Source organism: Pseudomonas medicaginis (assembly GCF_965119365.1).
Classification (GTDB): Bacteria; Pseudomonadota; Gammaproteobacteria; order Pseudomonadales; family Pseudomonadaceae; genus Aquipseudomonas.
In genome coordinates this window covers 3,316,605-3,339,700 of the sequence record NZ_OZ221631.1, presented here as the reverse complement: position 1 = coordinate 3,339,700, position 23,096 = coordinate 3,316,605, and the positions used below count along the sequence as shown (strand labels likewise).

Sequence of the window (23,096 nt, the reverse complement as noted above, 5' to 3'; positions counted from 1 at the left end):
AGCCCTCTGCCCAGACCTGTTTGCTCAAGCGGGAAGCTGCCGGCCCACCTTGCGGTGCGCCGGACATTTCCCACCTGGCTGCGCGTAGTACCGCCCCTTCGCCCGCCCAATTTCACATGGAAATGAAGCATGTTACTTGCACCACACCGCTCAGCCGCCGCCCTGAAGCCGCTCTGGCTGCTTGCCCTGCTCACCGGCAGCACCGCACCGGCGTTGGCAGCGGAACAGGCGCAAAGTACGCCAGGCTTTCTCGACGGCGCGACGCTGGAAGTCCTCAGCCGCAACTTCTACCTCAACAATGACTATCGCACCCCGAGCCCGGCAGGCAAAAGCTACAAACAGGAATGGGCCCAGGGCTTCATCGCCTCGTTCGAATCCGGCTTCACCCCCGGCACGATCGGCGTAGGCATCGATGCCCACGCGTTCCTGGGGTTGAAACTGGACGGCGGCAAGGGGCATTCCGGAACGGGATTATTGCCACTGGATGAGAACGGGCGAAGCGAGGACCACTACTCCAGTGCGGGCGGTGCGCTGAAATTCAACACCTCACGCACCACCCTGGCGGTCGGCGAAATGACCGTACAGAGCCCGGTATTCGACACCGCAGACAAGCGCCTGCAACCCGAATACGCCAGCGGCCTGCTGCTCTCCAGCCGTGAGTTGGAAGGGGTCGACCTGCAGGCAGGCCACTTCAGTGCGTTCAAGAATCAGGACGCCTCGACCGGCAAGGGTGATTTTTCCGGGTATGGGGCGACGACGCGCAACGGCGCCATCGACTTCATCGGCGCCGACCTGCTCACCGGCCAAGCCCTGGGCGGCGCGCTCTACGCCTCCGAACTGAGCGATACCTGGCGCCAGTACTATGCCAACCTGCATGCCACCCTTGGCGAATTGTTCCTTGACGGCAACCTGTATCACACCCGCGACTATGGCAAGGCCAACGCCGGGGCCATCGACACCACGGCCTATAGCCTGAGCGGCAAGTACCGAATCAATGCCCAGGCGTTCACCTTGGCCTATCAGAAAATCAACGGCGACACGTCCTTCGATTTCGTCGGCGGCGACTCCATCTACCTGGCCAACTCAATCAAATATGCCGACTTCAACGGCCCGGGCGAGCGCTCATGGCAAGCGCGCTACGACCTTGACCTGGGCACCTTGGGCATCCCCGGCCTGAGCTTCATGGCCCGCTATGTGACTGGACGCGGGATAGACGGCAGCCATGCGCCCCAAGGCGGTGCCTACAACCCGTTCGATTCCGATACCGGCACTTACCGTCCGCAACAAGGTACTGGCGGACGCCATTGGGAGCGCGACCTGGACCTGCACTACATCGTGCAGTCAGGCCCGGCCAAGGACCTGTCGTTGCAACTGTCCCATGTCACCCATCGCGCCAACAGCAGCCAGGGCGGCGATGACATCGACCGGCTGTATATCGTCATCCAATACCCACTCAAGCTGGGGCCGTTCTGACCCTGCCTCATCCCACGCCCTTGCTGGGTCAGGAAGACGGCGCGAGGCCTTATCGGTCATCCGAGTGGCCCACCTGCGCCAGGAGGAACTGGTGGACATGCATGGGCGCAATGTCACGCTTCTGGACTTGCCCGGCCTCAAGCAAAAAGTCGCCGGTTGTCATCGTCATGCGGAACTGTGATGCCTGCTCTGCATGACCTCTGATCTGCGTCAATACCACTCCACGCCTCCAAGCCGAAATTAAGACTCAGCGTTCGAACCTTTGTATCGACGAAGGTTACCGAACCTCCCGTCTCATGGAGGCTTTGATCATGGCAACGCACCTGCAAGGTACAGAACCGGTCATCCCGACCGTCACACCTCACCCGTTGGCCGGCAGTTTGCGAAAGGTCGAGCCCAGACGCCTGTCACTGAGTTTGCTGATCGCCCTGGTCGTCGGTTCGATGATCGGCAGTGGCATCTTCAGCCTGCCCCAGAACATGGCAGCCAGTGCCGGTGCCGGGGCAATCCTGATCGGCTGGCTCATCACCGGCGTGGGCATGCTCTCGCTGGCCCTGGTCTACCAGACCCTCTCCAACCGCCAACCGGAACTGGACAACGGTGTGTTTGCCTATGCCCGTGCCCTGGGCGGCGAATTCCTGGGTTTCAATTCGGCGTGGGGTTATTGGATCAGCGCCTGGATCGGCAACGTCAGCTACCTGGTGATTCTGTTCGCCGCGCTCAGTTACTTTTTCCCCGTGTTTGGCGAAGGCAATAACAAAGCCGCGATCGTCGGCGCTTCTGTGGTGCTGTGGGCATTGCATTGGATGATCCTGCGCGGGATGCGTACCGCCGCCAAGGCCAACGCTCTGACGACGATCGCCAAGGTGGTGCCGTTGCTGTTGTTCATCGGGCTGGTCATTGCCGCTTTCTCCAAGGACACCTTCATGGTGAATTTCCGGGGCACGCCGGCGCTGGGCAGTACGCTGGACCAGGTCAAGAGCACCATGTTGGTGACGGTCTGGGTGTTCATCGGTATTGAAGGTGCCAACGTATTCTCCGCCCGGGCCGCCGAACGGGCCGACGTCGGCCGCGCCACCGTTATTGGCTTCATCCTGACATTGATGCTGCTGATCGCCGTTTCCCTATTGTCGCTGGGCATCCTCAGACAGCCCGAACTGGCCGCGCTGAAGAACCCTTCCATGGCGGGTGTACTGGAAGCGGTGGCCGGGCCTTGGGGCGCGGTGCTGATCAGTATTGGCCTGATCGTGTCAGTGGGCGGCGCGTTGCTGGCCTGGACGCTGTTGGCAGCCGAATCGGTGTTCACGCCGGCCAAGGAAAAGGTCATGCCGCGCCTGCTGGCCACGGAAAACCAACAGGGCGCACCGGCCAACGCGTTGTGGATCACCAACGGCTGCATTCAACTGTTCCTGTTGCTGACCCTGTATTCGAGCGCCAGCTACCTGGCGCTGATTTCACTCGCCACCTCGATGATCCTGCTGCCCTACCTGTTCAGTGGCTTGTATGCATTGAAAATGACCTGGCAAGGCCAGACCTACGCCGGCCATCGCGGCCTGCAACTGCGCGACATGGCCATCGCTGCGGTCGCGACGGGCTATTGCGTCTGGCTGCTCTACGCCGCCGGCCCGCGCTACATGCTGCTCAGTGCCCTGCTCTATGCCCCCGGCTCGCTGATCTACCTGAGCGCTCAACGGGCCAGGACGGGCCGGGCCCTCACTGGTTTTGGCTGGGGCCTGCTGCTGGTGATCTGGGCGGCGGCGATCTTCGCCGGCTGGATGCTCTGGTCCGGCCAACTGTCTTTGTAAGTTCGCAAGCGTGCATTGACCCGTTCGGCAGCGGTATCTGGTCAGGTACCCGCCCGAACATCACCTAAGAGGGAAATCAAATGTCCAATTCAGTGAAAAAGATGCCGGTCAAAACCGAAGACAACGCTTCGCATCCCGCCAAGACGGACCTCAGGCATCCATTTGAGAAGCTCCGCCAGCAGGTAGATCGCCTATTCGATGACTTCAACCGGGGCACGGGAATTTCGCCCTTCAGTCGCGGGTTGTTCGATGTCGAACCCTTCTGGCGTCGCGAGTTTTCCAGCAGCAGCCTACCGGCCGTTGACATCAGCGAGAAGGAAAAGAGTTTTGAAATCACCGCCGAGTTGCCCGGTATGGATCAGAAAGACATCGAAATCCGCCTGGCCAACGGCAACCTGATCATCAAGGGTGAGAAAAAAGACATCAAGGAAGAAAAGAGAAAGGGTTATCACCTGTCCGAGCGCCATTACGGCTCCTTCGAACGAGTGTTCAACCTGCCAAAAGGCGTCGACAGCGACAAGATCGAAGCCCAGTTCAGCAAAGGCGTGCTAACGCTGACGCTGCCTAAAAAACCGGAAGCACTGAAAGCGGAAAAGGTCGTGCCGATCAAGGCCGACTGATCGCTTTGAGCCCTGCCCCTCGCCGGCCAACGACGAGGGGCTTTTTCATGCCTGTGCTTATTTCAGGCCGAATGCGTCGGTGAAGCGACCACCGCTATCGCGAGCAAGCTCGCTCCCACACCGGGCCGTGGCGGGTACAAATCCGGCGACCACAGAAAATCCCCTGTGGGAGCGAGCTTGCTCGCGATAGCGGTGGGTCAGCTTGCATTGATGTTGAATGTGCGGCCGTCTTCGCGAGCAAGCCCGCTCCCACACTGAACCGTTGCGGGTACAAATCCGGCGACCACAGAAAATCCCCTGTGGGAGCGAGCTTGCTCGCGATAGCGGTGGGTCAAAGTTCGACGCTATCGCGGTACTCCGGCACCGACACCGACCACCCCAGTTCGTCGCCAATGCGATGGCGCAAGACGTCGGACGCATTGGGTTCGCCATGCACGACATAGGTGTGCCGCGGTGGTGTCTTGAAGCCGCGCAGCCATTGCATGATTTCGTCGGCGTCGGCATGGGCCGACAACGTTTGCATCGGCACCACTTCAGCATTGATCGGTACATCCTTGCCATGGATACGCACCGAAGGCTCACCCGCCACGATCCTGGCGCCTCGCGTACCGCCAGCCTGGAAGCCGGGCATCAGCAAGGTATTGATGGGGTTGGGCGCCAGGCTCTTGAGGTGGTGCAGCACTCGCCCGCCAGTGGCCATGCCACTGGCGGCGATGATCACCGCCGGGGTGCGTTGCAGGTCCAGGGCCATGGAGTCCTTGACCGAGCGCACCGGATGGGCGATGTGGCACATGCCTTCGCACTCTTCCCTGGAGAGACGATGCTCGTCACCAAAGCGCTGGTACAACCGGGTGACGTCGATGGCCATGGGGCTGTTGAGGTAGATCGGGATATCGGGGATCGCCCGGCGTTGTTTCAGGCGATACAGGTGGTACATCAGCAACTGGGCACGGCCAACCGTGAACGAGGGCACCAACGTGATGCCACGGCGCAGCGCGGTGCGCATGATCACCTCAGCCAATTGATCTTCCGGCGACTCGTGTGGGTGTCGACGGTCGCCGTAGGTCGACTCCACCAGCAGGACATCCGCCTGCTCGATGAGTTTCGGCGCGAACATCACCGGATCCTCGGGTCGCCCCAGATCCCCGGAACACACCAGCGTCACCCCACCGGCCTGGACCTGTACCGTCGCGGCACCGAGGATGTGCCCGGCGCGACGCAGCAAGATGGTCATCCCCCGGGCGATCTCCACCGGGTGGTCGAATGCAATCGGACGCAGCAGTTTCAGCGCTCGTTCAGCGTGTTCACGGGTGTACAGCGGGAAGGCCGGCGCGTGTTTGGAAAACCCCTTGCGGTTGGCGTATTCGGCTTCTTCTTCCTGCAAGCGAGCGCTGTCGCGCAGCAGGATCTTCACCAGCTCGCAGGTCGCCGGCGTGGCATAGATGGGGCCACGATAGCCATTACGCACCAGCACCGGCAGGTAGCCGCTGTGGTCCAGGTGGGCGTGGGTCAGTACGATCGCATCCAGGTCACGCATCGGCAGCTCGAAGGGGTCCCAGTTGTGCAGGCGCAACTGCTTGTAACCCTGGAACAGACCGCAATCGATCAGGATGCGCTGATCGTCGTGTTCCAGCAGGTACTTGCTGCCAGTGACCGTACCGGCGGCCCCGAGAAATGTCATGCGCATGGCGGTGCTCCTGGACAATCGATCGTAAGTCTATTGGTCACATTGTTTGACCTCGTTGCCGTTGATCTTTGTCAACAACCCAGCGGTCAAGTCCGATTCATCACACCGCCAGAACACTGCACGACACCTGGTACAGGATGTGCTCGGTCGTGCTGCCCAGTAGCCCATGCAGATCGTCGTGCTGGAATCGCCCCATGACGATCACATCCACGTCATGCTCCAAGGCAAATTCACTCAGGGCCGAGACCGGATGCCCCAGTAGAAAATGCCTGCGCTCGGCCGGCACACCAAACAGGTTCGCCAGTTCCAGGAAGGTTTTTTCCAGGCTCCTGCGCAGCTCCTTGCTGAGCTGCGACAGCGACAGGCCGCCACCGCCCGCATCCCCCAGATAGACTGACGACACCTCATAGGCGTGAACCAGATGCAACTCGGCGTCGCACTGCAAGGCCAGCCCCATTGCCTGGCGGATGATCCGGTCATTCATCCCGCTGTTCTGGGCAAACGCACTGCAAGGGTCAACCGCTGCGACCACTGTGCGAGGCAACGCATGACCGGCGGCCCCCACCAGGTACGTCGGAACAGGACAGTTGCGCAGCAGTTGCCAGTCCAGCGGGGTGAAAAAAGCCCGCTTGAGCATGGGCTCGTGTTGTACCTGCTTGATCAGCAAATCGGGCTGGATCTGCGTAACGTGTTGCAGGATCTGCGTGCCCATCTTCTGGGCCCATTCCACCTCAGTGGTGACCCGCAGGCCACGGCGGCGCATCTTGTCCGCCTCATCCTCCAACCAATGGCGATGGTCCTGGAGATAGTTCTGCCGCGCTTCCTCACGAGGCCCCTCTTCAAGCAGCGAAAGAATGTCCAGCGAGGGAATCAAGGCGGTGACATGCAAGTGCGCCCCACTGGCCGCCGCCAGGGCCGCGGCGTGATGCAGGGCGGGAGAATGGCGTTGTGCCGGGTTGAGGATCAGCAACAGGCGTTGGTACTGGCTCATGATGGGTCTCCAAAGTCGGGCTCGAACGCCACGGGGCAGCGTCGATGCCATGAGGCATGTTGGCGGTCATTGCGGCGTCGGCGTCCAGCGCCAATTCAAGACGTCGGGCATGTCCTGCCCATGCTCGATGAGGTAAAGCTGATGCCTTTCCATGGTTGCCCAATAGCGATCCCGAGCGCTGTCCACCAGCGGCTTCAACCGTGGCACGCGCTGGATGACATCGAGCGCCAGCTGGTAGCGATCCAGGTGATTGATGACCGCCATGTCGAACGGCGTAGTGGTGGCGCCCTCCTCCATGAAACCTCGGACATGGAAGTTATCGTGGTTGTGACGCTTGTAGACCAGCCGATGGATCAGCGACGGATAGCCGTGGAAGGCGAAAATCACTGGCTTGTCCACGGTAAACAATCCATCGAACTCGGCGTCCGGCAACCCATGGGCATGCTGTTGCGGCGGTTGCAGGGCCATCAGGTCGACGACATTCACCACCCGCACCCGCAGGTCCGGCACGTATTCACGCAGCAGCGTGACAGCGGCCAGGGTTTCCAACGTTGGCACGTCACCGGCACAGGCCATCACCACGTCCGGGTCTTCGTCGTTGTTGCAGGCAAAGGCCCAGCGACCGATCCCGACCGAGCAGTGCCGAACGGCCGAATCGATGTCCAGCCACTGCCATTCCGGCTGTTTGCCGGCCACGATCACATTGATGTAATCGCGGCTCTTGAGGCAGTGATCGGCAACGGACAACAGGCAATTGGCGTCCGCTGGCAGGTAGATGCGCACCACGTCAGCGCTCTTGTTCGCCACCAGGTCGATGAACCCCGGGTCCTGGTGGGAAAAGCCGTTGTGGTCCTGTCGCCAGACATGGGAGGTGAGCAGGTAATTGAGCGAAGCAATCGACGCGCGCCACGGGATCTGGGCGGCGGTCTTGAGCCATTTGGCGTGCTGATTGAACATCGAATCGACGATGTGGATGAACGCCTCATAGCAGGAAAACAGCCCATGCCGGCCAGTCAGCAAATACCCCTCCAGCCAGCCTTCACACACTTGTTCGCTGAGGATTTCCATCACCCGGCCATCGCACGCCAGGTTCGTATCACCCGCCTCCAGCGCGGCCATCCAGGCTTTATCGCAGACCTCATACACCGCATCGAGGCGATTGGAGGCCGTTTCGTCAGGGCCAAACAGACGGAAGTTGCCTGCCCGAAGGTTGTTTTTCATCACATCGCGTACAAAGCCACCCAACACCCGGGTGGCCTCTGCCTGCACGCTACCGGGCGCGCTGAATTGCACGGCGTAATCGGTGAACCTGGGCAGTTCCAAGGGTTTGAGCAGCATGCCGCCATTGGCATGGGGATTGGCGCCCAGGCGCCGATGTCCCGTCGGCGCCAACGCGGCAATCTCCGGCAGCAAAGCACCGTTGTCGTCGAACAATTCCCGCGGACGGTAGCTCTGGAGCCACTGCTCCAGTTGCATCAAATGCATGGGCAGCTCGAAGTGGCTCAGCGGCACCTGATGGGCGCGCCAGGTGCCTTCAACCTGCTGGCCATCGACGAATTTCGGACCGGTCCAACCCTTGGGCGTACGCAGCACCAGCATCGGCCAGAGCTGGCGTTCCAGGGTACGTCCCGAAGCATCCGTGCGGGCCATGCGCTGGATTTCGCGAATCTTGAGCACCATGCCGTCCAGGGTCCTGGCCAACTGTTGGTGCACCACTTGCGGATCGTCGCCTTCGACAAAATAAGGATCGTAGCCGTAGCCATACATCAGGGCCGACAGCTCGTCTTCACTGATACGCGAAAGCAGCGTGGGATTGGCGATCTTGAAACCGTTGAGATGCAGAATGGGCAGTACAGCGCCGTCGCGCCTGGGGTTGAGGAATTTGTTGGAATGCCAGCTCGCCGCCAACGTGCCGGTTTCAGCCTCACCATCGCCGATGACGCAGGCCACGATCAAGTCAGGGTTGTCGAACGCCGCGCCATAGGCATGGGCCAGGGAATAACCCAACTCCCCACCTTCATGGATGGAGCCGGGAATCTGCGCCGAGACATGGCTGGATAAACCATAAGGCCAGGAAAACTGCCGGAACAGGCGCAACATTCCGTTTTCGTTCTGCCCCACCGAGGGATAACACTGGGTGAAGCTACTCTCCAGGTAGCTCTGGGCGACGATGGCCGGGCCGCCATGACCGGGGCCGGTGATCAGGATCATATTCAGGTCATGGGACTTGATCAGGTGATTGAGGTGCACATAAATCAGATTCAGCCCCGGCGTCGTGCCCCAGTGGCCCAGCAAGCGAGGTTTGACGTGCCCCTGTTGCAGTGGTTTGCGCAGCAACGGGTTGTCCTTGAGGTAGATCTGACCCACGGCCAGGTAATTGGACGCACGCCAGTAGGCGTCAATGCCTTCCAGTTGGTCGGGGCTGAGAAAATCGCTCATCACGTCCTCCGCAAAAACACAGGGTTGCCATGCTTGATTCTGGAACGCGGGAATGAGGGTGACTTGATTTACATCAGAACCAGGGACGCTAAGGTCATACAAGGTGCTTGTTCGATGCCCTCGCGCCGCTCATTGGCATGGCGAGCGCCCGCTCACACAGGAGAATGCTCATGCGCGCCATGGTCCTGCACTCGATTGGCCAGCCCTTGCAGCTGGAGGAACGTCCCCAACCGACGCCGGCCGCCGGGCAACTGCTGATCAAGGTGCAAGCCTGCGGTGTGTGCCGCACCGACTTGCATCTGTTCGACGGCGAACTGCCCCAGGCTCGATTACCTCGGGTGCCGGGCCACGAAATCGTCGGCGAGGTCACCGCCGTCGGTGCGCAGGTGGCCCCGGACTGGATCGGCCGACGGGTGGGCGTGCCCTGGCTGGGGTGGACGTGTGGCGTATGTGAGTTCTGCCGCTCGGGCCGGGAGAACCTCTGCGACCAGGCACTGTTCACCGGCTGCCAGCTGGACGGCGGTTATGCCGACTACACCGTCGCCGATGCGCGATTCTGCTTCCCCCTCCCCGATACGCTTGAGTCCGCCGAAGCCGCGCCCTTGCTGTGTGCAGGGCTGATCGGTTTCCGAGCCTTGCAGATGGCGCAAAACGCCCCTCACTTGGGCCTTTATGGCTTCGGCGCCGCTGCGCACCTGGCGATCCAGGTCGCCGTGGGCCGGGGCCAGCACGTCTATGCCTTCACTCGCCCCAGTGATGACAGCGGCCAGGCCTATGCCCGTTCGCTGGGCGCGACCTGGGCCGGGGCATCGGACCAGCTCCCGCCACACCTGCTGGACGCCAGCCTGATCTTCGCCCCCGTCGGCGAATTGGTGCCGCTGGCCTTGCAAGCCACCGCCAAAGGCGGCTGCGTGGTGTGCGCTGGCATTCACATGAGCGACATCCCTGCCTTCCCCTACCGCCTGTTGTGGCAGGAGCGCAGCGTGCGCTCAGTGGCCAATCTGACCCGCGCGGACGGCGTGGCGTTTTTCGAACAGATCCAACGCACACCCGTGCATTGCAACGTGACCTGCTACCCATTGGTCCAAGCCAACCAAGCGCTGGAGCACCTGAGGAGCGGACAGGTCAACGGGGCCATCGTACTCATCCCTTGACCGCCGGCGCGGTGCACAGCGCCCGGCCAGGCTCATCCCAAGCCCCGGCCAGCAACGAGGCTTCGCCATTGAAGGCCGCCTGGGTATGGCCTCGCGCAGCGTTGCTCCAATCACGCTTGCGGCTTGATCGCCAACACGCTGCAAGGCGCCCGTTGCAGCAGTAACTCGGCGGTGGTGCCCAGGCGCTTGTCCAGGCCACGATGTGCCATGGTACCCATGACAATGACATCGATCTGGTGATCGGTGGCGAACGTGCAAATGCTGTTCAGCGGCGCCCCTTCTATGAAGTGACGCTGCTGCGGTGCGACCCCATGCCGCTCGGCCAGGGACTCGAACACCTCATGCTGTGCCTGGCCCAACGCTTCATAGAGCCCGGTGGCCAGGGGCAGCGCACCAATGCCCATGTCCGAGGCGTAGACAGCCGTCCAGTCGAAGGCGTGCAGCAACTCGACCTGGGCGTTGCATTGCTCCGCCAGTTTGACCGCGGCGTCGACGATACGGTCGTTGAATACCAGGTCCTGATCCTCGCTGCGCAGCACATCGACAATCGCCAGGACCCGCCGAGGCCGCGGGTTACGAGAATCCGTGACCAGATGCACTGGCACCGGGCAGTCGCGCAGCAAGCGCCAGTCCAGGGGCGTGAAAAACACCCGCTTCATCGCCGGTTCCGGCTGCGCGTCCTTGATGATCAACGCCATCGGCATCTCCTTGACGTATTGCTGCAAGGCTTGGAAGGCGTCCTTGCTCCAAACCACCTCGCAGGTCACCTCGACGCCGTGCCGGCGCGCCAGTTCGGCCTGTTGCCACAGCCAATGCCGATGGGTTTCCAGATAACCCTCACGCGCTTGCTTGACCTGCTCCGGGGCGAACAGGCCGGCCACCGAGAGCACCTCCAGGTAATCGATCGCCACAATGTGCAGGGGCAAGTCCAGCGCCAGGGCCAACTCGGTGGCGCGGTCAAACGCCGGCGTACGGATCATGGCGTCGGGCGCCAATAGCAACAAACGTTGAGTCTGGGACATGGAACACCTCGGCACGTGGCGACAGCCACTTAAAGGGTTGAGGTTTCCAGAATGGACGCCTGCCAGAGACAGGACTTGATCTTCATCAAACAGCCATCATTCAGGCTGACAAACGCGGGAGCAACAGCCCCGCCCACATCGCCAGCGTGACCAGCACCTGGCCGGGAATCACATACCCGGCGAACCTTCGCCCGCCACTGAGCCAGGCGACGACGCATTTGCTCAAGGAGTTGCTGCTCAGCGCGATCAAGACCGGCACGGCGACGCCGTCGAAGGGCAACAACCCGCCCTTGGCCAGGGAAGCGATGGAGGCTGTCGAAGCATGGGCGTCGAGCAACCCGCTGAACATCGCGGTGACGGTCACCCCGGCCTGGCCAAACGCATCGAGCATTGCCGACGAGAGGACGGTGATACCGGTCATCGCCAGGACCATCGTCATCGCCAGTTTGAGGCTGAAGGCGCCGCCGTGCTTGATGGTTTCATCGGCCCGCACCCTTGGCCGGGGAAACATCAGCACGCCGGCATAGAGCAATACCATCAGCACCCCGCACAACAGCGGCCCCCACATCCAACGCAGCAGCGCGGGGTCGACGGCGGCAAGAATCAGGCCCATTTGAACCACCGTCGCAAGGTTGGATAACACTGCCGCGGCGCTCACCACCTTGAGGTTGATCGGGTCTTTGGCCGCGATGCCACCCATGGTCGCGACTGTCACTGTGGCGGAGGCGAATCCTGAGGCAATCGCACTGAGAGCGTATCCGTAGTGGGTCCCCAGGGTTCGAACCGCGACGTGCCCCAGCGCACCCACCGCCATCAGCATGACGGTGAGGGTGCACAGGTTGCGCAGGTTGATTGCGTCATAAGGCCCGAGGAAACGATCCGGCGCCAGCGGTAGCACGACCAGCGCGGCGATCAACAGCACCAGGCCATCGCGCATCTCGGTGGCCGTCAATTGGTTGCGGGCAAAGTGGTGCAATGCCTGGCGGCTGGCGAGCAGCCCGGCCATCACCACCCCAATCGAGGTCGCCAGGCCTGGGGCGCTCGCACAGAGCGCGCCCAGTGCCAATACCGCGAACAAGGCCACCTCGCTGGTAATCCCCGGATCCTTGTCGAGGTTTCGCCAATAGGCCACGGTGACCAATGCGCCCAGGGCGAGCGTCATGCCGCCCAGCAACAAGGGACCGCCCGCCTGGACCGCCAGGTAGCCGAGCACGGACGTGATGGCGAAGGTACGCAGGCCGGCGAAGTCGCGCCGGTCGCCCTCGCCTTTGCGCCGTTCGCGCTCAAGCCCCACCAGCAGGCCGATTCCCAGCGCGGCGGCGGCATTGGCGAAGGCCAGGGTTTCAGTCATGGTTACGGCTCTCTGGCACTGCCTGCGGTTGTCACTCAATCCAGAGGTCCGAGCCGGCTACGCTCGTGCCCTGGGGCGACTGATCATGTTCAAACATAGCGCGATTGCCTCGCCGTTGCCGCCTTCGATGCAGCGCTTTGAAGCGTGTTTGATGCAAATCAAGTTACCGGGCGCCATGACGCTCATGATCGATGACAGACACCACACCGCGCGAAACGTCGCCCGGCGCCAACAGGTCCTTGCCCGGGAGGTTTGTCATGTCTAGGCAATCACGATGGATGCTGGTCGTCTCGCCACTGATGAAACACAGCCCGGCGTTCGACCAGGCCGCCGCATGGCAGCCCTGTGCCGATGGGCTGTAGAACAACCGCTCCGTATCCACAGGAACGCGGCTGATGAACCAACCAAGCAACATACCAGCGGCGCACCCGACAACGCCCTCGCAGGGCCTGGCCTGGTACACGTTGCCCGCCGAACAGGCACTCGAACACCTTGATGTCGATGAGCAGGCCGGGCTGGACATCGCCCAAGTCCAGGCCCGGCTTGAGCGTACAGGTTTGAACCGGTTGTCAGCGTCAGCCCGACGGCCAGCGTGGCGGCGATTTCTGCTGCAATTCCATAACATCCTGATTTATGTGCTGCTGGGTTCCGCTGCAATCACCGCAACGCTGCAACACCTGTGGGACACGGTGGTCATTCTCGCTGTTGTGGTGGCCAATGCGATCATTGGCTATGTCCAGGAAGGCAAGGCCGAACAGGCCATGGACGCCATCCGCAATATGCTCGCGCCCCGTGCGACGGTGATACGTGCCGGCGAACGCCTGGGCATCGCAGGCGAGGAACTGGTACCCGGCGATATCGTCTTGCTGGAGGCCGGCGACAAAGTCCCGGCGGATCTGCGCCTGCTGCATGCCAACCGGCTCCAGGTCCAGGAAGCCATCCTGACCGGAGAGTCCGCACCGGTTGAAAAAAATACCGAACCGGTGCGCATCGAAGCGGCCCTGGGTGATCGTGCCTGCATGGCCTTCAGTGGCACCCTGGTGACCTGCGGACAAGCAACAGGGGTCGTTGTCGCCACCGCGACATCGACTGAAATCGGGCGCATCAGCAACCTGCTGTCGGCAGTGGAGCCACTGACGACGCCCCTGATAGAGCAAATGGATGTCTTCGCCCGCTGGCTGACGCTATTGATTTTGCTGATCGCCGGTCTGCTACTCGCTTATGGCCACTTTGTCGGGCATTACGTCTTCACTGAGATATTCATGGTCGTGGTGGGCATGTCGGTCGCAGCCATACCCGAGGGATTGCCCGCCGTACTCACCATCACCCTGGCGGTGGGCGTGCGAGCGATGGCCCATCGCAACGCCATTGTTCGGCGCCTGCCGGCCATCGAAACCCTGGGCTCGGTATCGGTCATCTGCACGGACAAGACCGGCACGCTCACCCGTAACGAGATGATGGTGGCGTCCGTCGTCACCAGTGACCTGACCTTCACGGTCGACGGTGTCGGCTACCAGCCTTCGGGCAACATGAACCTTGCCGATCAGTTGATCGACACCTCCCACCACCCGGTGCTGGCCGAACTGGGGCGCGCGACCAGCCTTTGCAATGACGCAAGCTTGAGACAGCACGAAGACACCTGGAAAGTCGAAGGGGACCCCATGGAGGGTGCATTGCTGGTGTTTTGCGCCAAGGCCGGCCTCAACGGCGAAGAGGAACGCGGCACCTGGGCCCGCACCGATGCCATTCCGTTCGACGCCAAGCACCGCTTCATGGCGACGCTGCATCACAACCATGACCGGCAAGCCGCAATTTATGTCAAAGGCGCGCCGGAGCAGATTTTGACCATGTGCACGCGCCAGCGGAGCAGCACGGGGGCTACGGCCCCGCTCGATGCCGACTATTGGCACGCGCAGGCCACTGCCATCGCTCGTAAAGGCCAACGCGTGTTGGCGCTCGCCGTCAGGTCCGTCCCGCCCGAACACGCCATCCTGGAGTTTGCCGATGTGCAAGGGACACTGACCTTGCTTGGCCTGGTCGGGATGATCGACCCGCCCCGCCCGGAAACGATCCAGGCGATCAAACAGTGCCAGGCGGCCGGCATTGTCGTGAAAATGATCACAGGGGACCACGCCGGTACCGCCTGCGCCATCGGTGATCAGATTGGCCTGGACAACCCCGACAAGGTACTGACCGGCATTGACCTGGACGCAATGAACGATGCCACCCTCAGGGAATCGCTCAAGCAGGTGAACATCTTCGCGCGTACCAGCCCCGAACATAAGCTGCGGCTGGTGACATTGCTGCAACTCAACGGCATGACCGTGGCCATGACCGGCGACGGCGTCAACGACGCGCCAGCGCTCAAACGCGCAGATGCCGGCATCGCCATGGGTTGCAAAGGCAGTGAAGCGGCCAAGGAAGCCGCGGACCTGGTACTGGCGGACGATAACTTCGCCTCCATCGTGGCCGCTGTGCGTGAAGGCCGGACGGTCTATGACAACATCAAGAAAGTGCTGAGCTGGACGTTACCCACCAACGCGGGCGAGACAATGACCCTGATTGTCGCGCTGCTGTTTGGCCTTACATTGCCAGTCACGGCGATACAGATCCTGTGGATCAACCTGATTACCGCCATCACGCTGGGTATCGCGCTGGCGTTCGAACCGACCGAAGACAACACCATGCGCAGGCCTCCGCGCTCACGACAGGAGCCGTTGATCAGCGGTGCCTTGGTCTGGCATATGGTGCTCGTTTCCATTCTGTTCCTGTGCGGTGTCTACGGCATCTTCACCTATGCCCTGGACCGAGGCTACCCCGTCGAACTGGCCCGCACCCTGGCAGTGAACACCTTGGTCGTGATGGAAATTTTCCACCTGTTCTTTATCCGCAATCTCTACGGCACGTCGCTGACCTGGAAGGGCCTTCGGGGTACGAAGGTTGTGTGGGCGACCATCGTGGTGGTGACCGTCGCTCAGTTCGCCATCACCTACGCGCCGCCGCTGCAAACCGTGTTCGCGACCCAAGCGGTCCCCTTCATGGACGGACTGCTGATCATCGCGGTGGGTATTGCGCTGTTCGCCATCATCGAAATTGAAAAACAGCTTCGACTGCGTTTGACCGAGTCCGATCGTCAACCGTGACGATCACTCCCCAGCCCACCACTGCGCTAGGATCTGAACCATGAACGCATCCAGACTCGCCGCCCTCGCCCTGACCGCGGTGCTTTTCCCCACGCTGACGGTCTGTCTTCCGACGATCAGGCCAGGCCCTGCGCCTTCAACCGCCTGTATAACGTGCGCTCACTCACGCCCAGGTGCCTGGCCAGTTCGCTGCGGGTGCCTTTGAAAGTGGCCACCAGTTGTTCCAGGTCCCTGCTATCGCGGGCAGGCGTCAAGGCTGGGGCGGACAACGCCAAGGGGCGCGCGGGCAGATGCAAGGCGTGAATGACGCCGTCGTCGGCAAACAGCGCAGCTCTTTCCAGGACATTGCGCAGCTCGCGGATATTGCCCGGCCAGGCAAACCGCTGCAGTTGCATCAGCGCCTCGGGATCGATGGTCAGCCGACGCTTACCGATCCCGGAACGTTGCAGGAATGAATCCACCAGCAAGCCGATGTCTTCAAGGCGATGACGCAACGGCGGTAAATGGATAGGGAAAACGCTGATGCGGTAGTACAAGTCCTGCCTGAACTCGCCCTTCTCCACCATCTTTTCCAGGGGCTTATGGGTCGCGGCCACCAGCCTGAAATCAGCGTGCTGGGTTTCTACACTGCCAACACGGCGATAGGTTCCAGACTCGATCAGTCGTAACAGTTTCACCTGCATGGCCAGGGGAACGTCGCCTATCTCATCGAGAAACAGCGTACCGCCCTGTGCCGTTTCCACCAGGCCCACCTTGCGCGTGGTGGCGCCGGTAAATGCCCCCCTCTCGTGGCCGAACAGCTCGCTCTCGAACAAGGTTTCGGTCAAGCCGGAGCAATCCACCACGACAAAAGGCCCGGCTGCCCGCTCACTGGTTTCATGGACGGCGCGGGCAAACAGCTCCTTGCCTGTGCCGGACTCTCCCAACAACAGCACCGGTAACATCGAGGGCGCTACCCGCTGCAGTTCCGACAGCGCCTGATTAAAGGCCGGCGAGCTGCCCACCAGCCCTTCATTACTGGGACGGGCCGAGGCGCTACGCACCAAGGTGAGCCGTTCCACATAAGCGGTAATGGCACCATGCTCATTGAGGATCGGGCGCAATTCCACGTCGACGTGTTCCGGCCCTCGCGGAGTGTGGTGGATGTGCAAGACCCGATCCGGCCCGCGCATTTCCCTGGCCTTTTTCATCGGGCAGTTCTCACCGGCCTGGTCACAAGGCACATCGTAGTGGTGGGAAATCCGATAACACTTATGACCAATGAACGGTTTGTCGGCGCTGCCGAACTGACGCAAGTAAGCCGTGTTCGCCGCCAGGATGTTGTAATCAGGATCGAGGACGATCATCGGCTGGGGCTCATGCTCCAGAAACGAGACCAGGGACTGCACCTGGTCTGGACGTGGAAGCGGGTCTTGGGTGGGCGGCAGGCTGTGTGTCATCGCGGCTCCAGTGAACTCATCCAGCAGGGGTGGCACTGCCACTATGCCAACAAACACTGCCAATGGCAGTTAAATTGTCTGGATATCGGCCCTACCCTCGCGAAACCCATGAATTTAAATCAATAAAATCATAAGGTTAGACTTATACAACGACCTAGCACTCACCTGGCAGCAATATTGCTGTGTCTGTTCTTCAAGCGGTTCGATGAGAGCCCCGAAGGAGACCGTTCATGACCGTAAAACCGTACGTCGAAGGATTTTTCGATCCTGAGACCCACACTGTCAGCTATCTGGTGCTGGACGAAACAACCCGCCAGTGCGCCTTGATCGACAGCGTCCTGGATTTCGATCCCAAATCCGGCCGTACCACAACCACCTCGGCCGACAAGCTGATGGCCAGGGTGATCGAGCTGGAGGCGAAGGTTCAATGGATTCTTGAAACCCACGTCCATGCCGACCACCTCACCGCCGCCCCGTACCTGAAGGAAAAGCTCGGCGGCACGATAGGGATCGGCAGCCAGATTACCGCCGTGCAGGAAGTCTTTGGCACGCTGTTCAACACCGCTGGGGAGATGCCCCGCGATGGCAGTCAGTTCGACCATCTGTTCGTCAACGACGAGTCGTTCACCGTCGGAACGCTGCAATGCCGTGCGCTCCACACACCGGGCCACACGCCAGCCTGCATGACGTATGTCATCAACGACGGCCAGGAAACGGCGGCATTCGTTGGCGACACCTTGTTCATGCCCGACTACGGCACCGCACGGTGTGACTTCCCGGGTGGCAACGCGCATACCTTGTTCCGGTCCATCAACAAGGTCTTGAGCCTGCCGGCCAACACCCTGCTCTACACCTGTCACGATTACCAACCCGGCGGCCGCGAGGTGCAATTTTCCAGCACCGTCGCCGAGCAACGCGCCGACAATGTTCATGTCCGTAACGGCATCAGTGAAGAAGCATTCGTGGCCATGCGCACCCAACGCGATGCCTCGCTGGACATGCCGACGCTCATCCTGCCATCGGTCCAGGTCAACATGCGGGCCGGGCATTTCCCGGAGCCGGAATCGAACGGCACGTGCTACCTGAAAATCCCACTCAATCGGCTCTGAAGCCCCCCCTATAAGAAAAACCGTCATCACGGAGACATTCATGGACATCCGCCACCTTGCGTCCGGCCTCTCGATCTCGGGGCAGATTCAACCCGATCAAATGAGTGAGATCAAAACCAGCGGCTTTCGCGCCATCATCTGCAACCGCCCGGATGGTGAAGGCAGCGATCAACCTTTGTTTGCCGACATCCAGCGGGCGGCACAAGCGATGGGCATCGAGGCGCACTACCTTGCCGCAGAGTCCGGCAAGGTGACCGATGAGCAGGGCGTTGCCTTCGGCACATTGCTCGAGTCCTTGCCCAAGCCGGTGTTGGCGTATTGCCGTTCCGGCATGCGCTCGACGACGATGTGGGCACTGTCCCAGGCCGGCCAGCAGCCCTTGCCGCAGATTGTCGAAGCCGCCAGGAACGCCGGTTTCGACATCAAAGGCGTCATTCGCAGAATTGCCAACGAGGGACGCACGCCTGTTGGCGTGGCCGAGGCCCGACATGCCGTGGTGATTGTCGGCGGCGGCGCGGCGGGCATCGCCACCGCCTCGAGCCTGTTGGCCCGCGAGCCAGGCCTGGACATTGCCATCATCGATCCGGCGGACGTGCATTATTACCAGCCCGGCTGGACCCTCGTCGGCGGTGGCGTATTCGAGGCCCAACAAACCGCCCACACGATGGGTGCGACCATTCCCCGGGGCGTGCATTGGATCAAAGCGGCTGTCGCGGCTTTCGAACCTGAAAACGACGCCATTATTCTCGACGGGTGCCGCGTGCTCCGCTACGAGCAGTTGATCGTATGCCCGGGCCTGAAACTGGACTGGCATGCCATTGAAGGCTTACCGCAGACACTGGGGCGCAACGGCGTCACCTCGAACTATCTGTACCACCTGGCCCCCTACACCTGGGAACAGGTGCAGCAACTGCGCAGTGGCCGGGCCATCTTCACGCAGCCCCCCATGCCGATCAAATGCGCCGGGGCCCCTCAAAAAGCGATGTACCTGTGCGCCGACCACTGGAAACGCCAAGGCGTACTCGGCGATATCGAGATCGATTTCTGCAGCGCCGGGGCCGTCCTGTTCGGTGTTCCCGACTACGTGCCGGCCTTGATGGAGTACGTCCGCGCCTATGAGATCGACCTGAATTTCGGCAGTACGCTGACCTCTGTCGATGGACCGGCCCAAACGGCGACCTTCAGCTGCGTCAAGGCCGATGGCAGTACTCACCTGGTGACGCACGACTTCGACCTGCTGCACGTGGTGCCCCCTCAGGTTGCGCCGGATTTTATCCGCGTAAGCCCTCTGGCCGATGGGGCGGGCTGGATTGATGTCGATCCCGACAGCTTGCGGCATAAGACCTGGGCGAATATTCACGCACTGGGCGATGCCACCAATACCAGCAACGCAAAAACCGCAGCGGCGGCGCGCAAGCAGGCGCCCGTGGTCGCCCATAATGTGCTGGCGGCCATGGGCAAGGCCAAGGGCAGCGCCCATTACGACGGCTACGGTTCTTGCCCGCTGACCGTGGAACGAGGCAAGGTAGTGCTCGCTGAATTCACCTACGGCGGCAAGCTTGCCCCCAGCTTCCCGTCCTGGCTGATCGACGGTACTCGGCCTTCCAGACTCGCCTGGCTACTGAAAGAGCGAATTCTTCCGCCGCTGTATTGGAAAGCCATGCTCAAGGGCCGTGAGTGGCTGGCGAAACCTGAACTGGCGGATCTATGAAATCGAATCTCTGCTCCAGGAGACCGCGATGATTGCAGTCCTGGTACTGGGCTTTGCGGTGGGCGTGATCCTGGCGCTGACCGGTGCCGGCGGCGGCATACTCGCCGTCCCGTTCCTGGTTTTTGGCGTGGGCTTGAGCATGGCCGAAGCGGGGCCCATCGGTCTGCTGGCGGTGGGCCTGGCCGCCACCCTGGGCGCCGTGATGGGCCTGCGCAACGGCATCGTGCGCTACAAGGCGGCACTGTTGACGGCCAGTGCGGGGGTCATCTGCTCGCCGCTGGGCCTTTGGCTGGCGCAGCGCACGCCCAACCGTCCGCTGACGATCCTGTTTGCCTTGTTGCTGATGTACGTGGCGTTCCGGGCCTTGCAGAAATCACTGCCCACTCGCATCCGGGCAAAGGCATCCGCCACGCGCAAACCGCCGCCCTGTGTCCTGGACGAAAATCGCGGCAAGCTGAACTGGACCGGCCCTTGCGCGTGGGCGCTCACGGCTTCGGGCATGATCGCCGGGGTACTTTCCGGACTGCTCGGCGTGGGCGGTGGTTTCGTCATGGTTCCGGCGCTCCAGCGGTACACCAATTTGACCACGCAGTCGGTGCTCGCCACGTCGCTGACCGTCATCGCTTTGGTTTCCATGTCAGGGGTGCTGGCGAGTTCGGCGATGGGCCATCTGCAATGGCCAATAGCGCTGCCCTTTTCCATGGGGGCCATCGTCGGCATGCTCGGCGGGCGCCTGGTCGCCGCGAGGTTGCCGGAACCCTACCTGCAAAGAGGCTTCGCCCTTTTATCGACGCTGGTGGCGGTCGCGCTGCTGGTAAAAGCCCTGGGTTGAATCGCCTAGTGGAATATCAACGATTGTGCATTGGAGAACGCTGATGAATCTTGACTGGCTCAACTTTACGCCGTGGTCGTCCCTGGCCGGCGGCATGTTGATTGGCCTGGCGGCCAGCCTGTTCGTGGTCGCCAACGGCCGGATCGCCGGCATCAGCGGGCTGATCGGCAGCCTGCTGCAGCGGGGCAGCGAAGGCTTGGGCGAAAAGGCCCTGTTTCTCCTGGGCCTGCTCGTCGCGCCGCTGGTATGGAGCGTGTTTGCGACCTTGCCGCCCATCGAGTTCCATAACGGCTGGTTCGGCCTCGCTGTCGCCGGCCTATTGGTGGGTGTCGGCACTCGTTACGGTTCGGGCTGCACCAGTGGCCATGGCGTCTGCGGTATATCGCGCCTTTCACCGCGTTCAATGGTCGCCACGGCGTGTTTCATGCTCAGCGGTTTCACCACGGTATTTGTCCTGCGTCATGTGATGGGGGTTTGAATATGCGCAAACTGACGGCATTCATAGCGGGTTTGCTCTTTGGCTTCGGGCTGCTCCTGGCAGGCATGGCCAACCCGAAAAAGGTGTTGGGTTTTCTGGATCTGGCCGGCACTTGGGACCCGTCCCTGGCGCTGGTGATGATCGGGGCGATTGGCACCGCCATTGTCCCGCTGGCCTGGGCGCGCCAACAGACTCATTCGCTGCTGGGCAGCCCCATGCAGTTGCCAGTCAAGCGAGAGCTGGACCGTCGCCTGATCGGTGGCAGCCTGATGTTCGGCATCGGCTGGGGCATCGCCGGCATCTGTCCTGGCCCCTCCGTGGCCATCCTGCTGACCGGACACTGGCAAGCCTTTGTGTTCATGCTGGCCATGTTGGCGGGCATGTTGTTGTTCACCGTGCTGGAAACCCGGCGCGATCAATTGATCGGGAGATTGTCATGAAAGCCAACATTGGAACCATTGACCGGGGCGCACGTATTGCCGTGGGACTCGTCCTCATCATCCTTAGCCTGACGGGCTTGATCGGCGCGTGGGGCTGGATCGGCCTGGTGCCATTGGCCACCGGTTTCATGCGTTTCTGCCCGGTCTATTCGTTGCTGGGCATCAAGACCTGCAAACGTTGCTGAGGCGCACAGCGGCCTTTCTCCTGGAACGGCCATTGACCTTGCAAGCCCCTCTTGGAGCCTTGCAACTGGCTCTCTCAACCGAAGGATTCGCCGCCATGCCCTGCTCACAGCCCGAGACATTTGACGTTGTCATCGTCGGTGGGGGCCAAGCAGCCTTGGCGGTAGCCTATTTCCTGCGGCGCACGCCTCTGTCGTTCGTCATCCTCGATGCCCAGGAGGGACCCGGTGGTGCCTGGCGTCATGGATGGAACTCGCTGCGACTCTTTTCCCCGGCGACCTGGAGTTCGATCCCCGGCTGGATGATGCCCCCCACACCGGATGGCAATCCGTCGCGGGACCATGTGATCGACTATCTCAAGCAGTATGAACAGCGCTATGGATTCCCCGTGGTGCGGCCGGTACAGGTCACGCGTGTGGAACGCACAGCAACGGGTTTGCGCGTACATTCCCCGGACAGGCAATGGGACGCCCGGGTCGTGGTCAGTGCAACGGGCACGTGGAATAACCCCTACATCCCTCACTACCCTGATGCGGCCTTGTTCGCCGGCCAGCAAGTGCATTCGGCGGCCTATGTCGAGGCGTCCTCGTTCGCCGGCAAGAAAGTCCTGGTGGTGGGCGGCGGCAATTCAGGGGCGCAGATTCTGGCCGAGGTGTCGAAAATCGCCGAGACCACTTGGGTCACTCCCGTCGAGCCGTTGTTCCTTCCCGACGAAGTGGATGGACGGGTGTTGTTCGAGCGTGCCACCGAGCGCTGGAAGGCCCAGCAGGAAGGTCGCGTCATCGACCAACCCGTGGGAGGCTTGGGTGACATCGTCATGGTGCCGCCGGTAGTCGAGGCCCGTGAACGCAACGCCCTGCAGTCGGTCAGGCCATTCGTGCGCTTTACCCGCAACGGTGTGGTCTGGGCCGACGGCCGCGAATCGGCGGTGGACGTGGTCATCTGGTGCACCGGTTTCAGGCCTGCCCTGCAGCACCTTGAGGCGCTGGGGGTGCTCAACAACGAAGGTCGCGTGGCGGTCGAGGGCACCCGCTCGACACAAGAGCCCAGGCTGTGGCTGGTCGGCTACGGCGAGTGGACGGGTTCGGCTTCCGCCACCCTGATCGGCGTTACACGTACCGCACGCAGCACGGTCGGCGAGATCGTCGACTTTCTCGCCGAACAACCCAGGGGCGACGCGCCCGCTTGAACCACCCGATGAGCTCGGCAACCTGTCATG

General features: G+C 61.8%; 18 protein-coding genes. 12 read left to right on the top strand and 6 right to left on the bottom strand.

All coding sequences use genetic code 11. The annotated features are described in order from the left end of the window. The first annotated feature begins 129 nt into the window (after positions 1–129). The 3 genes from ACMTA2_RS14840 (at position 130) to ACMTA2_RS14830 (ending at position 3,898) form a co-directional block, all read left to right on the top strand. Positions 130–1,473 carry an OprD family porin gene (locus ACMTA2_RS14840; RefSeq protein ID WP_413795430.1) on the top strand — a complete coding sequence of 448 codons (1,344 nt, stop codon included), beginning with the start codon at positions 130–132 and terminating at the stop codon, positions 1,471–1,473. A 311-nt stretch (positions 1,474–1,784) separates the two neighbouring features. Next, the gene (gene arcD, locus ACMTA2_RS14835) at positions 1,785–3,278 is read left to right on the top strand and encodes an arginine-ornithine antiporter (protein ID WP_413795429.1); all 1,494 of its coding nucleotides are present in this window, start codon (positions 1,785–1,787) and stop codon (positions 3,276–3,278) included. Positions 3,279–3,358: 80 nt separating this feature from the next. Further along, entirely contained in the window at positions 3,359–3,898 is a 540-nt protein-coding gene (locus ACMTA2_RS14830; protein WP_413795428.1) for an Hsp20/alpha crystallin family protein, read from the top strand. 331 nt (positions 3,899–4,229) lie between these two features. Here the strand turns inward: ACMTA2_RS14830 and ACMTA2_RS14825 are convergent, their stop codons facing one another. The 3 genes from ACMTA2_RS14825 to ACMTA2_RS14815 form a co-directional block, all read right to left on the bottom strand. Next, the gene (locus tag ACMTA2_RS14825; RefSeq protein ID WP_413795427.1) at positions 4,230–5,585 is read right to left on the bottom strand and encodes an MBL fold metallo-hydrolase RNA specificity domain-containing protein; all 1,356 of its coding nucleotides are present in this window, start codon (positions 5,583–5,585) and stop codon (positions 4,230–4,232) included. A gap of 100 nt (positions 5,586–5,685) precedes the next feature. Continuing rightward, the gene (locus tag ACMTA2_RS14820; RefSeq protein WP_413795426.1) at positions 5,686–6,576 is read right to left on the bottom strand and encodes a universal stress protein; all 891 of its coding nucleotides are present in this window, start codon (positions 6,574–6,576) and stop codon (positions 5,686–5,688) included. Positions 6,577–6,642: 66 nt separating this feature from the next. Beyond that, complete coding sequence (locus ACMTA2_RS14815) at positions 6,643–9,015, bottom strand: phosphoketolase family protein (RefSeq protein ID WP_413795425.1); 2,373 nt, start codon at positions 9,013–9,015, stop codon at positions 6,643–6,645. Positions 9,016–9,185: 170 nt separating this feature from the next. On the opposite strand from ACMTA2_RS14815, the gene ACMTA2_RS14810 reads away from it, so the two are divergent. Then, complete coding sequence (locus ACMTA2_RS14810) at positions 9,186–10,169, top strand: zinc-dependent alcohol dehydrogenase family protein (RefSeq protein ID WP_413795424.1); 984 nt, start codon at positions 9,186–9,188, stop codon at positions 10,167–10,169. A 110-nt stretch (positions 10,170–10,279) separates the two neighbouring features. Here the strand turns inward: ACMTA2_RS14810 and ACMTA2_RS14805 are convergent, their stop codons facing one another. Together ACMTA2_RS14805 and ACMTA2_RS14800 are read right to left on the bottom strand one after the other, a co-directional pair. Beyond that, positions 10,280–11,191, bottom strand: a complete 912-nt coding sequence (locus tag ACMTA2_RS14805; protein ID WP_413795423.1) for a universal stress protein — start codon at positions 11,189–11,191, stop codon at positions 10,280–10,282. Positions 11,192–11,291: 100 nt separating this feature from the next. Further along, on the bottom strand, positions 11,292–12,542 hold the full coding sequence (locus tag ACMTA2_RS14800) for an MgtC/SapB family protein (RefSeq protein WP_413795422.1): 1,251 nt from the start codon (positions 12,540–12,542) through the stop codon (positions 11,292–11,294). Between the two features lie 395 nt (positions 12,543–12,937). On the opposite strand from ACMTA2_RS14800, the gene ACMTA2_RS14795 reads away from it, so the two are divergent. Continuing rightward, positions 12,938–15,685, top strand: a complete 2,748-nt coding sequence (locus tag ACMTA2_RS14795) for a cation-transporting P-type ATPase (RefSeq protein WP_413795421.1) — start codon at positions 12,938–12,940, stop codon at positions 15,683–15,685. A 116-nt stretch (positions 15,686–15,801) separates the two neighbouring features. Here the strand turns inward: ACMTA2_RS14795 and ACMTA2_RS14790 are convergent, their stop codons facing one another. Continuing rightward, entirely contained in the window at positions 15,802–17,124 is a 1,323-nt protein-coding gene (locus ACMTA2_RS14790) for a sigma-54 interaction domain-containing protein (RefSeq protein WP_413795420.1), read from the bottom strand. Positions 17,125–17,354: 230 nt separating this feature from the next. Here ACMTA2_RS14790 and ACMTA2_RS14785 point away from each other — a divergent pair, with 230 nt between their 5' ends. From ACMTA2_RS14785 to ACMTA2_RS14755, 7 genes are all read left to right on the top strand, one after another. Then, on the top strand, positions 17,355–18,233 hold the full coding sequence (locus ACMTA2_RS14785) for an MBL fold metallo-hydrolase (RefSeq protein ID WP_413795419.1): 879 nt from the start codon (positions 17,355–17,357) through the stop codon (positions 18,231–18,233). A 40-nt stretch (positions 18,234–18,273) separates the two neighbouring features. Beyond that, positions 18,274–19,944, top strand: coding sequence for a bifunctional protein tyrosine phosphatase family protein/NAD(P)/FAD-dependent oxidoreductase (locus tag ACMTA2_RS14780; protein ID WP_413795418.1), 1,671 nt, complete (start codon positions 18,274–18,276; stop codon positions 19,942–19,944). 28 nt (positions 19,945–19,972) lie between these two features. Then, positions 19,973–20,776 carry a sulfite exporter TauE/SafE family protein gene (locus ACMTA2_RS14775; RefSeq protein WP_413795417.1) on the top strand — a complete coding sequence of 268 codons (804 nt, stop codon included), beginning with the start codon at positions 19,973–19,975 and terminating at the stop codon, positions 20,774–20,776. A 43-nt stretch (positions 20,777–20,819) separates the two neighbouring features. Continuing rightward, entirely contained in the window at positions 20,820–21,254 is a 435-nt protein-coding gene (locus ACMTA2_RS14770; RefSeq protein ID WP_413795416.1) for a YeeE/YedE family protein, read from the top strand. Positions 21,255–21,256: 2 nt separating this feature from the next. Next, the gene (locus ACMTA2_RS14765) at positions 21,257–21,694 is read left to right on the top strand and encodes a DUF6691 family protein (RefSeq protein WP_413795415.1); all 438 of its coding nucleotides are present in this window, start codon (positions 21,257–21,259) and stop codon (positions 21,692–21,694) included. Beyond that, entirely contained in the window at positions 21,691–21,879 is a 189-nt protein-coding gene (locus tag ACMTA2_RS14760) for a YgaP family membrane protein (protein WP_413795414.1), read from the top strand. Before ACMTA2_RS14765 ends, ACMTA2_RS14760 begins: the two co-directional genes overlap by 4 nt. A gap of 95 nt (positions 21,880–21,974) precedes the next feature. Continuing rightward, positions 21,975–23,066 (top strand): ArsO family NAD(P)H-dependent flavin-containing monooxygenase, encoded by a 1,092-nt coding sequence (locus tag ACMTA2_RS14755; protein WP_413795413.1) that lies wholly within the window; start codon positions 21,975–21,977, stop codon positions 23,064–23,066. Positions 23,067–23,096 lie beyond the last annotated feature (30 nt).

Bases quoted from the DNA above. Each gene is read 5' to 3' on its own strand.
- ACMTA2_RS14760 (WP_413795414.1), top strand. From the start codon at position 21,691: ATGAAAGCCAACATTGGAACCATTGACCGGGGCGCACGTATTGCCGTG.
- ACMTA2_RS14805 (WP_413795423.1), bottom strand. From the start codon at position 11,191: ATGTCCCAGACTCAACGTTTGTTGCTATTGGCGCCCGACGCCATGATC.
- ACMTA2_RS14755 (WP_413795413.1), top strand. From the start codon at position 21,975: ATGCCCTGCTCACAGCCCGAGACATTTGACGTTGTCATCGTCGGTGGG.
- ACMTA2_RS14775 (WP_413795417.1), top strand. From the start codon at position 19,973: ATGATTGCAGTCCTGGTACTGGGCTTTGCGGTGGGCGTGATCCTGGCG.
- ACMTA2_RS14800 (WP_413795422.1), bottom strand. From the start codon at position 12,542: ATGACTGAAACCCTGGCCTTCGCCAATGCCGCCGCCGCGCTGGGAATC.
- ACMTA2_RS14830 (WP_413795428.1), top strand. From the start codon at position 3,359: ATGTCCAATTCAGTGAAAAAGATGCCGGTCAAAACCGAAGACAACGCT.
- ACMTA2_RS14780 (WP_413795418.1), top strand. From the start codon at position 18,274: ATGGACATCCGCCACCTTGCGTCCGGCCTCTCGATCTCGGGGCAGATT.
- ACMTA2_RS14815 (WP_413795425.1), bottom strand. From the start codon at position 9,015: ATGAGCGATTTTCTCAGCCCCGACCAACTGGAAGGCATTGACGCCTAC.
- ACMTA2_RS14795 (WP_413795421.1), top strand. From the start codon at position 12,938: ATGAACCAACCAAGCAACATACCAGCGGCGCACCCGACAACGCCCTCG.
- ACMTA2_RS14810 (WP_413795424.1), top strand. From the start codon at position 9,186: ATGCGCGCCATGGTCCTGCACTCGATTGGCCAGCCCTTGCAGCTGGAG.
- ACMTA2_RS14790 (WP_413795420.1), bottom strand. From the start codon at position 17,124: ATGACACACAGCCTGCCGCCCACCCAAGACCCGCTTCCACGTCCAGAC.
- ACMTA2_RS14770 (WP_413795416.1), top strand. From the start codon at position 20,820: ATGAATCTTGACTGGCTCAACTTTACGCCGTGGTCGTCCCTGGCCGGC.
- ACMTA2_RS14820 (WP_413795426.1), bottom strand. From the start codon at position 6,576: ATGAGCCAGTACCAACGCCTGTTGCTGATCCTCAACCCGGCACAACGC.
- ACMTA2_RS14785 (WP_413795419.1), top strand. From the start codon at position 17,355: ATGACCGTAAAACCGTACGTCGAAGGATTTTTCGATCCTGAGACCCAC.
- ACMTA2_RS14825 (WP_413795427.1), bottom strand. From the start codon at position 5,585: ATGCGCATGACATTTCTCGGGGCCGCCGGTACGGTCACTGGCAGCAAG.
- ACMTA2_RS14840 (WP_413795430.1), top strand. From the start codon at position 130: ATGTTACTTGCACCACACCGCTCAGCCGCCGCCCTGAAGCCGCTCTGG.
- ACMTA2_RS14765 (WP_413795415.1), top strand. From the start codon at position 21,257: ATGCGCAAACTGACGGCATTCATAGCGGGTTTGCTCTTTGGCTTCGGG.
- arcD (WP_413795429.1), top strand. From the start codon at position 1,785: ATGGCAACGCACCTGCAAGGTACAGAACCGGTCATCCCGACCGTCACA.